The sequence below is a fragment of the Cellulosimicrobium sp. Marseille-Q4280 genome, assembly GCF_943181405.1.
GTDB lineage: Bacteria > Actinomycetota > Actinomycetes > Actinomycetales > Cellulomonadaceae > Cellulosimicrobium.
Genome location: NZ_CALPBY010000003.1, coordinates 328,432 through 341,100 on the forward strand (window position 1 = coordinate 328,432; position 12,669 = coordinate 341,100).

11 protein-coding genes are annotated in these 12,669 nt (G+C 74.2%); 3 read left to right on the top strand and 8 right to left on the bottom strand.

Going from position 1 to position 12,669, the window contains the following annotated elements; translation table 11 throughout:
* Positions 1 to 3 precede the first annotated feature (3 nt).
* Positions 4 to 555, top strand: a complete 552-nt coding sequence (locus tag NFS20_RS09755) for a DedA family protein (RefSeq protein ID WP_251151572.1) — start codon at positions 4 to 6, stop codon at positions 553 to 555.
* Between the two features lie 72 nt (positions 556 to 627).
* Complete coding sequence (locus NFS20_RS09760) at positions 628 to 1,344, top strand: alpha/beta fold hydrolase (protein ID WP_251151573.1); 717 nt, start codon at positions 628 to 630, stop codon at positions 1,342 to 1,344.
* A 13-nt stretch (positions 1,345 to 1,357) separates the two neighbouring features.
* On the opposite strand, the gene NFS20_RS09765 is transcribed toward NFS20_RS09760, so the two are convergent.
* The 4 genes from NFS20_RS09765 to NFS20_RS09780 form a co-directional block, all read right to left on the bottom strand.
* Entirely contained in the window at positions 1,358 to 2,152 is a 795-nt protein-coding gene (locus NFS20_RS09765; protein WP_251151574.1) for an isoprenyl transferase, read from the bottom strand.
* Positions 2,152 to 2,886 carry a DNA repair protein RecO gene (recO, locus tag NFS20_RS09770; protein WP_251151575.1) on the bottom strand — a complete coding sequence of 245 codons (735 nt, stop codon included), beginning with the start codon at positions 2,884 to 2,886 and terminating at the stop codon, positions 2,152 to 2,154. The genes NFS20_RS09765 and recO overlap by 1 nt, the downstream gene beginning before the upstream one ends.
* A 145-nt stretch (positions 2,887 to 3,031) precedes the next feature.
* The gene (locus NFS20_RS09775) at positions 3,032 to 3,715 is read right to left on the bottom strand and encodes an ATP/GTP-binding protein (protein ID WP_251151576.1); all 684 of its coding nucleotides are present in this window, start codon (positions 3,713 to 3,715) and stop codon (positions 3,032 to 3,034) included.
* On the bottom strand, positions 3,715 to 4,737 hold the full coding sequence (locus tag NFS20_RS09780; protein WP_251151577.1) for an AvrD family protein: 1,023 nt from the start codon (positions 4,735 to 4,737) through the stop codon (positions 3,715 to 3,717). Before NFS20_RS09780 ends, NFS20_RS09775 begins: the two co-directional genes overlap by 1 nt.
* A gap of 125 nt (positions 4,738 to 4,862) precedes the next feature.
* Here NFS20_RS09780 and NFS20_RS09785 point away from each other — a divergent pair, with 125 nt between their 5' ends.
* Positions 4,863 to 5,312 carry a MarR family winged helix-turn-helix transcriptional regulator gene (locus NFS20_RS09785; protein WP_251151578.1) on the top strand — a complete coding sequence of 150 codons (450 nt, stop codon included), beginning with the start codon at positions 4,863 to 4,865 and terminating at the stop codon, positions 5,310 to 5,312.
* A 36-nt stretch (positions 5,313 to 5,348) separates the two neighbouring features.
* On the opposite strand, the gene leuA is transcribed toward NFS20_RS09785, so the two are convergent.
* The 4 genes from leuA to NFS20_RS09805 all read right to left on the bottom strand — a co-directional run bounded on the left by leuA (position 5,349) and on the right by NFS20_RS09805 (position 12,656).
* Positions 5,349 to 7,145, bottom strand: coding sequence for a 2-isopropylmalate synthase (gene leuA, locus NFS20_RS09790; protein WP_251151579.1), 1,797 nt, complete (start codon positions 7,143 to 7,145; stop codon positions 5,349 to 5,351).
* A gap of 203 nt (positions 7,146 to 7,348) precedes the next feature.
* Positions 7,349 to 9,400 carry a DUF7937 domain-containing protein gene (locus NFS20_RS09795; protein WP_251151580.1) on the bottom strand — a complete coding sequence of 684 codons (2,052 nt, stop codon included), beginning with the start codon at positions 9,398 to 9,400 and terminating at the stop codon, positions 7,349 to 7,351.
* A 113-nt stretch (positions 9,401 to 9,513) separates the two neighbouring features.
* Complete coding sequence (locus NFS20_RS09800; RefSeq protein WP_251151581.1) at positions 9,514 to 10,983, bottom strand: outer membrane protein assembly factor BamB family protein; 1,470 nt, start codon at positions 10,981 to 10,983, stop codon at positions 9,514 to 9,516.
* 95 nt (positions 10,984 to 11,078) lie between these two features.
* Complete coding sequence (locus tag NFS20_RS09805; RefSeq protein ID WP_251151582.1) at positions 11,079 to 12,656, bottom strand: alpha/beta hydrolase family protein; 1,578 nt, start codon at positions 12,654 to 12,656, stop codon at positions 11,079 to 11,081.
* Positions 12,657 to 12,669 lie beyond the last annotated feature (13 nt).

The window sequence follows — 12,669 nt, forward strand, 5'->3', positions numbered from 1 at the left end:
GCCGTGCCGGAGGCGCTGGACGGAGCACCGTTCGCCGCGCTGTTCGCCTTCTTCTTCGCCGTCGTCCTCGTGCGCACGCAGGCGACGTACTGGGTCGCGCGGCTCGTCACCGTCTGGACGCTCGACCGGACGCGGCCCGTGCGTCCCTGGGTCGCGCGGGTCCATGCCTGGCTGTCGGGGAGCTCGACCGCGCGCGGCGTCGAGGTCCTGCGCCGCTGGGGACTCGTCGCCGTCCCGGCGTCGTTCCTCGCGACGGGGACCAAGACGGTGGTCAACGCGGCAGCCGGCGTCGTCCGCATGCCGTTCGGCCGCTACCTCCCCGCCATGCTGCTGGGCTGCGCCCTGCACGCGACGATCTACGCGACCGTCGGCTGGGCCGCGTGGTCCGCCGCCGTCGCGCTCGCCGCGGGGTCGCCCTGGGGTGCCGCCGCGCTGCTCCTCCTCGTGGCGGGCGCGGTCGCCGTGGTCGTCGTCACGGTCCGACGGCGCGCGGCCCGGTCGACCGCCCACGTGCCGCACGCCGCGGTCGGAGACGCGACGAGCCCGCAGCGCTGAGCCGGATGAACCGCTGAGCCGGATGAACCGCTGAGCCCGATGAGTCCCGGACCGGCCGGCGGTCCTCCCCCCATGACCACCTTCCTCCTCCTGCCCGGCGCCGGCGGCCACCCGGGGTACTGGCAGCGGCTGGTTCCCGAGCTCGGCGCGCGCGGCCACCGAGCCGTCCCCGTCGACCTCCCCCAGCACGACGAGGACTACGGCTGGGAAGCTCTCACGGACGTGGCGCTCGCGGCGCTCCACGCCTCTCCTCACGGCGAAGCGCCGCCGAGCGACGCACGGTCCGGCGACGCGCTCGTCGTCGTCGCGCAGTCGATGGGCGCCTACGTCGGAGGACTCGTCGCGCACCGCGTCCCCGTCGGCCTGCTCGTCCTGCTCAACCCGATGATCCCGGACCCCGGGGAGACGGCGGGCGACTGGTGGGCGGCGACCGGGTACGAGGCGGCACGCGCCGTGGCCGGGCTCGGCCCCTTCGACGAGGTCGAGGACTTCTTCCACGACGTCCCCGCCGACGTCACCGCCCGCGTCCTGGCCGGCGAGGACCGCGCACCCTCGTCACGGTCGTTCGCGGAGCCGTGGCCGGCATCCTCCTGGCCCGACGTGCCGACCGTCGTCCTGCAGGGGCGCGACGACCGCCTCTTCCCGCTCACGTTCCAGCGCGAGGTGGCCCGGGGCCGGCTCGGGCTCGACGTCGAGGAGATGCCCGGTGGTCACCTCGTCGCCCTGAGCCGTCCGGCGGAGCTGGCGGACCGGCTGGAGGAGCTCGCCGCCCGGGCGGACACCGCCTGAGCCGAGCGTGCCGTCAGGCCGTGCCGACCGCGTCGACCGCTCCCCCGTACCGGCGGTCGCGTCGCGCGTACTCCTCGACCGCCCGCCACAGGTGGCGCCGGTCGACGTCCGGCCACGGCTCCGGGAGGAACACGAGCTCCGCGTACGCGGCCTGCCACAGCATGAAGTTCGACGTGCGCTGCTCGCCGGAGCTGCGCAGGAACAGGTCCACGTCGGGCAGGTCGGGCTCGTCGAGGTACTTCTGCACGGTGCGCTCCGTGACCTTCGACGGGTCGAGCCGCCCGGCCGCCGCCTCGCGGGCGATCGCCGCGGCGGCGTCCGCGATCTCGGCGCGCCCGCCGTAGTTGACGCACATCGTGAGCGTGCAGACGTCGTTGTCCCGCGTCTGCTCCTCCGCGACCTCGAGCTCCTTGATGACCGAGCCCCACAACCGTGGTCGGCGCCCCGCCCAGCGCACGCGCACGCCCCACGAGTCCATCTCGTCGCGACGGCGTCGGATGACGTCGCGGTTGAAGCCCATGAGGAAGCGCACCTCGTCGGGCGAGCGCTTCCAGTTCTCGGTGGAGAACGCGTACGCGGAGACGTGCTTCACGCCGATCTCGACGGCGCCCGCGACGACGTCGAGCAGCGCCGCCTCTCCTGCCTCGTGGCCCGCGGTGCGCGGCAGACCGCGCGCGTTCGCCCACCGGCCGTTGCCGTCCATGACGACGGCGACGTGGTTCGGCACGAACTGCTGCGGGATCGCCGGGGGGCGTGCGCCCGAGGGGTGGGCGAACGGCGGGACGACGGGACGCGTGCGGCGCGCCATCAGGCGTCCCGCTCCACCATGCGCAGTGATCGCAACGTTCTCTCCAGGTGATATTGGCCGTAGGCGGCGACGAGGCCGCTCGCCTCCTTGCGGTGCCGCGCCGTGGAGGCGTCGGCGGTCTCCCACTCCCCCGCGAGCAGCGCGGCGAGGAGGGCGAAGGTCTCGGGGGCGGGCGACGTCGAACCCGGGGGGCGGCACCGCCCGCACACCGCCCCGCCCTGGGCGACGGCGAACGCGTGGTGCGGCCCGGGCTCCCCGCACCGGGCGCAGTCCGTGAACGACGGCGCCCAGCCGGCGACCGCGAGCGCCCGCAGCAGGTAGGAGTCGAGCACGAGGTTCGGCGCGTGGGCACGCTCCGAGAGCGCGCGCAGGGCCCCGGCGAGCAGCCAGTACTGCTGCACCGCCGGCTCCCGCTCGTCCGCGACGAGCCGCTCCGCGGTCTCGAGCATGACCGTCCCGGCGGTGTAGAGGGCGTAGTCCTCGCAGATGCGGCGCGCGTACGGTCCCACCGTCTCCGCCTGGGTCACGGTGTCGAGCGACCGCCCGGCGTGGAGCTGGACGTCGACGACCATGAACGGCTCGAGGCGTGCACCGAACCGCGACGACGTGCGCCGCACCCCCTTGCCGACCGCGCGCACCTTCCCGTGCTCGCGCGTCAGCAGGGTGACGATGCGGTCCGCCTCGCCCAGCTTCTGGGTGCGCAGGACGATCGCGTCGTCTCGGTAGAGGACCACGCGCCCATTCTCCCGCACGCCGCCCACGTCGGGGACGAGGACGACGCACGCGCCGCACGTCGTGCACCGCCGTGACGCCACCAGCAGCAGCGGACCAGGGGTCGTGGGCGGCCTCCCCCTGCGCGACCGCCCACGACCCGACGGCTCAGAGGCGAGCCGTCTCCACGCGCACGTCCATCGTGGCGATGTCCGCGTACGCTCTCGCCGCCGCGGCGGCGACCGAGGTGGTGCGGGGCAGGCCGAGCTCGTCGACGATCCGCTCGAGCCGGTGCTCGAGGGTCCCCCCGACGACGATGCACGGGATGCCGAGCGTGCCGAGCGTCGTGCGCAGCATGGTGTCGGACCGTTCGCGGAACCGCTCCGACACCGGCCGGTGCCCGTCCGCGACGAGCGGGAACTCGACCGGCAGGTGGACGAAGAGGTCGTACGACCGCAGCGCGTGCCGTCGGACGACTCCCCCGAACGCGGCCATCGCGGAGGCGAGGAACTCCCGCTCCGCGGTCCGTGCGTCGTCCTGCCGGTGGTCGCTCGGGACGATGCCCGTCTCCGCGCGGACCGCCCCGTACACCCACTCGTGCAGGGACGACCCGTCCGACAGGAAGGCGTCCCCGGCGTGGCTCTCGTGCACCGCGCGCTCCGTGTAGCGGACGATCCCCAGCTCGAGCAGCTCGACCGCGGTGCACTCCTCCAGCCGGCGCCCCGGCAGGACCTCGGGCAGGATCTCGCGCATCGAGCGAGCGTGCGTGCGCGGCAGTCCCGTGAGGTGGCTCAGGGCGAGCGACGTCGTGGTCTTCCCGGCGGAGTAGGTCCCCGAGACCGCGATGCGCATCAGGCGGCCTCGCCCGGCGCGACGGGTGGGCGCACGACGGTCCGGTCGCCGTCCGACGGCAGCTCGTGGGCGAGCGCGTAGCGGGCGGAGTAGGCGTGGTAGGTGGCCGACATCTCCACCGCACGCCACGTGGCACCGTGCAGGGGGACGAGACGCGCGGTCCGGAGGTCGGCACGCGTGCGGAACGGCTCGCGCGGCACGTCGGGGACCGGAGTCTCGAGCCGGACCCTGCGCATCCACATCGTGTGGGAGCGGGCGCGGTCGACCGCGTCGAGCGCGTACAGCAGCACCTCGGAGACCTGGGCGAGACCGACGATCGCGTCGATGAACGTCACGCTCGGCCGGTACGACCCGCCGAGGTCGCGCCAGGGCCGTGCGGTGCGGTCAGCCGACGGGACGACGGCGGCCCGGACGCCGCGCGCGTCGTCCAGCTCGACGTCGACGATCTCCTGCGACGACGCGGTGTACCCGCCCGCGTGGTACCTCTCCCGCGCCGGCCCGAGGAGGTCGTCGAGGACCACCGGTCCGTGCACCGGGCGGCCGCGGACGCCGGGCGGGTGCGCCACGACCAGGACGGTCGTGAGCGTGCCCACCCTCGCCTCGACCGTCGAGGCCGGCCCGTGGGGACCGGTCGACGTGGCGACGACCCGAGCGCTCAGCGGGATGGCCTCCAGGTCCTCCTGCGGCTGCGTGCCCGACCGCAGGTCCACCGAGCGGACCCACGCGCGCGTGCGCTCCTCGTCGCGGAGACCGAGCGACAGGGCGAGCAGGACCTCGGCGAGCTGGGCGGCGAGGACGAACGCGTCGATCGAGGAGACGTGCGGGACGAGCGCGCGCCCACCCTTCCTGGACCAGGACGGCGGGTAGCTGAGAGAGGCGGAACCGTGCACCTGGGACGAGCCCGTCTGGCCGCTCTCGTGCACGAGGTCGCGGACCTCGTGACGCACCGCGCGGTACCCGGACCCGAAGAATCGCGCCGAGGCCGGACCCAGCAGGTCGTCGATCGACGCAGCGGTGCTCATGCGGCTCCTCCGGGCGGGCGTCGTGCCGGTCGGCACGTCAGGTCTCGCAGTCTAGCGCTGCCACTGCACGAACTGACCACCTTTCACCCACACGCGCTCGCAGGTCGTGGGACTACCATGCCGTCATGGTCCGTTCCCATGACCGCGACGACCGCACGAGGGATGTACGCATCCTGCTCGATGCGGTAGCGGAACAGTCGGAGCGGGCGATCAGGGGGATGTACGAGCCCTACGGGCTCACGTGCACGCAGGCGTGCGCCGTCCGTGACCTGGTCGACCCGCTCCCGCCCAGCCAGCTCGCCGTGCTCCTCGAGTGCGAGCCGTCCAACGTGACGTTCGTCGTCTCCCGGCTCGTGTCGCTCGGCTACGCCGAGCGGCGCCCGCACCCGACCGACCGTCGCTCCAAGCTCGTCGCGCTCACGCCACGGGGGCAGGAGGTCCGCCGGGCGATGCTCGACCGGCTGAGCGCCGAGTCGCCCCTGGAACGCCTCGACGACGAGGACCTCGCGCAGCTGCAGGTCCTGCTCGAACGCGTGACGGCGCACGACCGGGCCGCGGCACCCACCGGGGTGTGAGCACCGCGGCCCCGAGGTCCTGGACCGTCCGGACGCTCAGCCCGCGGTGCGCTCCGCGCGGTTGACCGCCGACACGATCGCCTTGAGCGACGCGGTCGTGATCGAGGGGTCGATGCCGACGCCCCACAGGACGTCGTCGCCCACCTGGCACTCGACGTAGGCCGCCGCCGTCGCGTCGCCGCCCTCGGACAGCGCGTGCTCCGCGTAGTCCAGGACGCGCACGTCGACGCCGACCTGCGCGACCGCGTCGACGAACGCGGCCACCGGCCCGTTGCCGGTGCCCTCGAGCGTCAGCTCCTCGCCCCGGTCGACGACGTCGACGCTCAGCGTGTCCGGGCCGGTCTCGCTCGAGGACGCACGCGTCGCACGCAGCTTGAGGCGTCCCCACGGCTCCAGCCCGGAGCCCGGCTCGACGGGCAGGTACTCGTCGGAGAAGATCCGCCAGATGTCCTCGCCCGTGACCTCCGAGCCGTGCTCGTCGGTGTGCGTCTGGACCGACTTCGAGAACTCGATCTGCAGCCGGCGGGGCAGGTCGAGGTGGCGCTCGGTCTTCAGCAGGTACGCGATGCCGCCCTTGCCCGACTGCGAGTTCACCCGGATCACGGCCTCGTACGAGCGACCGACGTCCTTCGGGTCGATCGGCAGGTACGGCACCGCCCACACGAGGTCGTCGACGGTCGTGCCCTCCGCCTCGGCGTGGACCGCCATGGCGTCGAAGCCCTTCTTGATCGCGTCCTGGTGCGAGCCGGAGAACGCCGTGAAGACGAGGTCGCCCGCGTACGGGTGACGCTCGGGGACGCCGAGCTGGTTGCAGTGCTCGACGGTGCGGCGCACGTGGTCGATGTCGGAGAAGTCGATCTGCGGGTCGATGCCCTGGCTGAACAGGTTCATCCCGAGCGTGACCAGGCAGACGTTGCCCGTGCGCTCGCCGTTGCCGAACAGGCAGCCCTCGATGCGGTCGGCGCCGGCCTGGTAGCCCAGCTCGGCGGCGGCCACCGCCGTGCCGCGGTCGTTGTGCGGGTGCAGCGACAGCACGACGTTCTCGCGGTGGTTCAGGTGCCGGTTCATCCACTCGATGGAGTCGGCGTAGACGTTCGGCGTCGCCATCTCGACCGTCGCCGGGAGGTTGATGATGACCTTGCGGTCGGGCGTGGGCTCGAAGACCTCGAGCACCTCGTTGCAGATGCGGGCGGCGAACTCGAGCTCGGTGCCCGTGTAGGACTCGGGCGAGTACTCGTAGTAGACGGTCGTCCCCGGGACGGTCTCCTCGAACTTCCTGCACAGCTTCGCGCCGTCCACGGCGATGCCCACGATGCCGTCGGGGTCGGAGCGGAACACCACCTCGCGCTGCAGGACCGAGGTCGAGTTGTACAGGTGCACGATCGCCTGCTTCGCACCCCTGATCGCGTCGTAGGTCCGCGCGATGAGGTGCTCGCGGGACTGGGTGAGCACCTGGATGACGACGTCGTCCGGGATGCGGTCCTCCTCGATGAGCATCCGCACGAAGTCGAAGTCGGTCTGCGAGGCCGAGGGGAAGCCGACCTCGATCTCCTTGTAGCCCATCTCGACGAGCAGCTCGAACATGCGCAGCTTGCGCTCGGGGTTCATCGGCTCGATGAGGGCCTGGTTGCCGTCCCGCAGGTCGACGGCGCACCAGCGGGGCGCCTGCGTGATCCGCCGGTCGGGCCACGTCCGGTCCGGGACCGTGACGTCGAACTGGCGGTGGAACGGCAGGTACTTGTGGATCGGCATGCCCGACGGCTGCTGCGGGTTGGCCTGCGCGCCGGCGCCGGCGTCGGTGGAGGTGCTGGAGGTGTGGGCTGAGGCGTTCATCATGGGTCCTTCGGGTCGTCCTGATCGGTGTCAGCCGGCACACCAACCACCGCGACGAGGGACCGGCTAGAGGGCCTCGCCGCGGCAACGAAGGAGGAGCCGCCGCATCAGGTGCACGCTGTCACTGTACCCCGAGCGCGTGCGGGCGGCCGGGACGTCCGGTCCCGGCCACCCGCACGCGTCGCGGGGGCAGGCCGGAGCGGTCAGCCCCGGCGCGAGCGGAGCGCGGCGTCCACCGCGGGGTCGCCGAGGTTGCCGAGCCACTCGAGCAGGGCGGGGTAGGTCGACGGGTTCGCCGCGACCTGCGGACGCAGATGGGGGGCGTCCTGCACGATCTGGGCGAGCACCTCGAGCGGGGTCGACGGGTCGAGCGCCTGCTGGGGCGTGAAGCCCGGTTGGGGCGCGAACGCCTGCTGGCCCTGCTGGCCGTAGCCCTGCTGGGCGTAGCCCTGCGGCGTCTGCTGGCCGTACCCCTGCTGCTGGGCGTAGCCCGGCTGGGCCTGCTGGCCGTAGCCCTGCTGCGCCGTCTGCCCGGGCGCAGCCTGGTGCTGCGGGTCACCGCCCTGCTGAGACGTCGCGTAGCCCTGCTGCGCCGTCTGGCCCGGGACGTCGCGCGAGCCGTCGGTGACCGCCGGCATCACCGCGGTCGTCTGGGAGTCCACCGGCGTGAGGCCCGGGCGTGCGGCGTACCCGCTGCGCTCGGGCTGCACCGTCTGGACCGGCAGGACCTCGGTCCCGTCCGCCGCGCCCGACCACGCGGTCTGTCCCTGGTGGCCCGCGGTCGCCGGAGGCCCGGCGACGGGCGCGGGAGCTGCCTTCGCCGGGCGCGGCGGCCTGGGCGCAGCGGGCTGCCACACGTAGGCGGCGGTCGCGGCGGAACCGGCCGCGGCCGGGTCGGGCCGGTGCTCGGCGAAGTAGGCCCGGACCTCCTGGGGGACCGTCAGCGCGTACACGACGAGGAGCGGGAGGCCGAACGCGAGGAGCAGGTGCTCGACACCGCCGCCGTTCGCCACGCGGTTCGCCGTGACGACGAGCAGCACGATGCCGAGCAGCGCCACGACGCCCGCGCCGCCGAGCGCGAGCGGACGGCCCGTCGCCGCGTCGCGGGCCAGCGAGCGGCGCGCGACGAGCGCGACGCCCGCGACGAGCAGCCCGATGACGACCCCGAGGACGACGGGCACGCCGCGCCTGCCGTCGGCCAGCTCGAGGACGCCGCGGACGGCGAGGTATGCGCCGACGACCACCACGAGGTCGAGCCCGCGGAGCGCGACGCCCACCCAGGCCCGGGCTTCGGGGACCGGAGCCATGGCGCGGCGCACCGCCGGGGACGACGCCACCGCCGCGAGCGCCGGCACCAGGACGAGGCCGAAGCGGCCGAGGTGCGTGCCCTCGATCGTGAGGATGCCGTTGTCGCCCGAGCCGAGGACGAACGCCGACGCGAGGATGACGCCGAGGCCGACGAGCGTGAGGCGGGCGGCCTCGGAGCGACGCCAGGTACCGAGGGCCGGGAGCCCGGCGAGGGCGACGACGAACACCGCGTTGAGCAGGACGACCAGCACGCCGATGGCGCCGATCCCCGTCGCGCCGACGATCGTGAGGATCACGGTCAGCACGGCCGAGACACCCAGGACCGCGGACAGGACGAGCAGGACGCGCAGCCACTGGTCGGTCACGGCGCGGTCGAGGTCCTCCGGACCGAGCTCGCTCTGGCGCGGCTGCGCCGCGAGCAGCGCTCCCGCGAGACCGAGCGCGGCGGCCGACCCGACGCCGCCCCACCCGTCGGACAGGTCACCCCCGCCCACGACGTCCACGACGAGGTAGACCGCGACCAGCAGCACGTACGGCGCGTTCGCGAGCAGCCGCACCTGACGGGTCGTGTGGACCGTCCAGCTCGCCGGGAGCACGCCCGTGCGAGCGAGGTAGGGCAGGGCGAGCGACAGCAGGGACAGGATCGTCAGCAGGACGACCTCGACCTTGTCCGAGGCGCGGTGGGAGACGTCCCACGGCAGCGCGAAGGACACGAGCAGCAGGACCGCGGCCACGCCGTCGCGCACGAAGTCGCTCACCGGGATGCCGGCGAAGGGCGAGAGCCCCCCGGTCCCCGACGCCTCGGCGGCCTGCTCGCCCGCACCGACGTCCCCAGCACGGGGCTCGGCGGTCGCCGCCTCGTCGCGGGACGTCCCCGGCGTCTCCCCGGTCACGGGCCCCGGCTCGTCGGTCTGCGGCTCGCCGACCGCTGGGCTCTCGTTGGTCATCGTGGCTCCCTACGCTGTCGCGCGGTGCAGGTCGCACCCCGCCGGGGCCCGGAAGGGCCCCGACCGTTTCTACCGTTTCCTCACGCCACGCTCAACCTGCCACGCGGCGCCGGTCAGGACACCGCCGACAGTCGGTCGGTGCCGAGCAGGAAGAGCCGTCCCTCGGACGTGAAGGCGTGGTACGTGCGTTCCGGGATCGGCCACCGCCACTCGACGGTACCGTCCGCGAGCGCGATCGAGACCAGGTGCTGGCGTCGCCCGCCCTCCCCCTCGGCCACGAGCAGCGAGCGACCGTCGGTGAGCGCCGGCCACGTCGCCCCGTCCGTGAGGGACGACTCCCACCGCAGCGCACCCGACGCCACGTCCACCCCGTGCAGGGTCGTCTCCGTCCGCAGCACGACCAGGCCGTCGACGCGCACGACGGGACGGGAGCCGGTGGTCGCGAGCGTCCAGAGCGGGGCGCCGGTGACGGCGTCGACGCCGGCGACCCCACGGAACGTGTTCATGAGGAGGACACCCGGGACGGACCCGTCGCTGAGCGGGGCCTCGACCGCTCTCCCCCGGACCTCGACGCGGGGTTCGCCGGCCGCGGTGAACACGGTCGTCGTGCCGCTCCCGTACTCGTTGCCGACGTACCGCCCGTCGGGCAGGCGCACGACGGTCCAGACGTCGCCCTCCTTCAGCACCGTCCCGTCCTCGGTGAAGGTCGCGACGACGCCCGGGGCCATGAGCGTCACGACCCCGCGGTCGACGTCCAGCACGATCCCGCTCCCCGCCGAGCGCACCGCGAGCTGCATGCTGCCCGACCGTTCGCGCTCGACGCGCCGCTCCCACCGCACGACGCCCGTGGCGGCCTCCTCCCGCACGAGGACGACGTCGCCCTCGTCCCACCGCGCGCGGACGACGTCGGCGTCGCCCACGGGCACGACCGCTTGCCCCACCACCTCCACGACGCGCTCGCCGAGGGTCCGGCCCGACGCGGCCTGGACGACGGTGAGCAGGACCCCCGGGCCGTCCCGGGGCGTCAGGCACACGACGACCTCGGTCGGGGACCGGTCCGCACGGGGGACGCACGTCGCGAGCTCCCCCACCGCCTCGGAGCGCCACACGGGCGTGCCGTCGTCCACCGCGTACGCCGTCAGCCCGTCACCGTGCGTGACGACGACGCCCGGCCCGGCGATCACCGCCCCTCCGGGGTCGAGCGGCACCGACCAGCTCACCTCCAGGGGTGCCTCGATGGGCCGCAGGCCGCCGTCGAGCGCCGCGACCTCGACGCGCTGCGCCGCCTCGATGACGCGCGTCGCCAGGAACGACCCGCCGAGCGCGAGGGCGGTCACCGCCGCGACCCACGGGACGGGGTGCGCGTACCAGCGCCGCCGCGGGCCCGGGGAGCCCCCACCCGGCGCCGGGACGACGGCGGGCGCGCGCGGCTCGGGGAGATCGTCGTCCGCAGGGTCGTCGTCGTCCGCGACGAGCTCGAACCGCAGCGGCGCGTGCTCGTCGGCCGCAGCGACGTCCGGCGGACTGCCCGCCCGCCCTCGGACGTGCCCCGCTCCGTCGTGGCCACGCCGACGAGGCCTCACCCGTCCACGGTAGGCTCGCCGGCCCGACGCCGCCGCTCAGGTGCCGCTCGGACGCCCGCCCAGATGCTTGCTCAGATGTTTGCTCGGACGCCCGCTCAGATCCCGAGCTGGTACACGCCCCAGTACGCGAGGACGACGAGGAGGATCGTCGCCCCGGTGAGCACGCTCCACAGCATCAGGTGCGTCGTGACGCCCTCCGCGACGCGCACCGCGGCGCCGCGCTCGCGCGGCCCCTCGGCGGGCAGGCTGCCGGCGAAGCCCTCGCGCGCGGAACGCACCTCGGCCCACCGGTTGATCAGCAGGGCGGCCGCCACGAGGGTGGCGAGCCCCGCGAGCCGCACCACGACCCAGCCGCCCTGCACGACCCACGCGTCCTTCTCGTAGTCGAGCGCGAGCCGTGCGACCGCCACGAGGTAGACGACGAGCCCGACGATCGTCGCGAGCGCGCCGACACCGAGCCCGGTCAGCGGACCGCGGAAGCCCGGGGCGAGCCCCGACGGACGCGGGCGGCGCCCGACGACCCGCCGGAGCCGGGAGACGAGGCTCGTGACGAGCCGGATCACGGGCCCGACGACGATCAGGCCGACGGCCACGAGGACGAGCGCGACGAACAGGTCGCCGTTGCCGAACCAGCGCGGCGTGGGGACGGGCCCGGCGAGGTACTGCTGGTTCGGCCGGGCACCGGCGACCTGGGGCGGCGCGTCGGCGCTGCCCGGCAGGGACTCGGCCCAGGCGGCGACGTCACGCGGGAAGTCGGGCACCAGGACGTCGCCGACCTTGATCCCGTGGTTCGCGCCGTCGTAGAAGCGGACCGTCGTGCCGGCCCCGGGCTGGTCCGCGGTCGCGTCGAGGATCTGCTGCGCACCCTGCTCGACGGGCATCGACGGGTCGGCGGTCCCGTAGACGACGAGCACGGGCTGCGTCAGACGTTCGAGGAAGGGCTCGACGTCGAAGTCCGCGTACTCGAACCCACCGCCGGGGATCGCCATGCCGACGGCGCGGGGGATGGCCCGGAAGACGCCGTGCGGGACGTCGGTGTTGCGCAGGTAGCTGTCGACCGCGAACGCGGCCTGCTGCCGCGGCGGGACGACGGGGGCCGAGACGAGCACCGAGAAGGCGACACCGGGGTCGTCCGCGGCCATGACGGGCACGATCCACGTGCCCTCGGACTCGCCGTACAGCCCGACGGCGTCGGGGTCCACGCCGGGCCGCGCACGCAGGAGGTCGACGGAGTGCGCGTAGTCGCGCGCCATGGCCTCGTAGTCACGGTGGCGCGTCGTGTAGGTGTCGAGACGCTTGTCCGGCACGAGCGTCACCACACCGGCGCTCGCGAGGTCGGTGGCGACGTCGACGAACGCCTCGGTGGCGAGACCGGTGCCCGCGCCGTGGACGAACACGACGCCCGACCGGTCCCCCGGCGCGTCGACGGGCTCGCGCAGGACGCCACCGACCGAGGTGCCGTCGAGGCGCACCGTCACGTCGGTCTCACGCACGTCGTACGTGCCGACCGCGTCGGCGCCGCCCGGGGGCTGGCCGCCGATCGTCGTGTCCGACGTCTCCGGCTCGAGGTGCTCGGACACCGGCACCGGGTCCCACTGCGGCCCGGTGACCGCGCCGAGGACCGCGAGCACGATCGCGAGGGCGGCTGTCGTCGCCGCGGTCCGGAAGATCACCGAAGGATCGTAC

Bases quoted from the DNA above. Each gene is read 5' to 3' on its own strand.
- NFS20_RS09765 (WP_251151574.1), bottom strand. From the start codon at position 2,152: ATGGCGCGCCGCACGCGTCCCGTCGTCCCGCCGTTCGCCCACCCCTCG.
- NFS20_RS09775 (WP_251151576.1), bottom strand. From the start codon at position 3,715: ATGCGCATCGCGGTCTCGGGGACCTACTCCGCCGGGAAGACCACGACG.
- NFS20_RS09785 (WP_251151578.1), top strand. From the start codon at position 4,863: ATGGTCCGTTCCCATGACCGCGACGACCGCACGAGGGATGTACGCATC.
- leuA (WP_251151579.1), bottom strand. From the start codon at position 7,145: ATGAACGCCTCAGCCCACACCTCCAGCACCTCCACCGACGCCGGCGCC.
- NFS20_RS09795 (WP_251151580.1), bottom strand. From the start codon at position 9,400: ATGACCAACGAGAGCCCAGCGGTCGGCGAGCCGCAGACCGACGAGCCG.
- NFS20_RS09780 (WP_251151577.1), bottom strand. From the start codon at position 4,737: ATGAGCACCGCTGCGTCGATCGACGACCTGCTGGGTCCGGCCTCGGCG.
- NFS20_RS09760 (WP_251151573.1), top strand. From the start codon at position 628: ATGACCACCTTCCTCCTCCTGCCCGGCGCCGGCGGCCACCCGGGGTAC.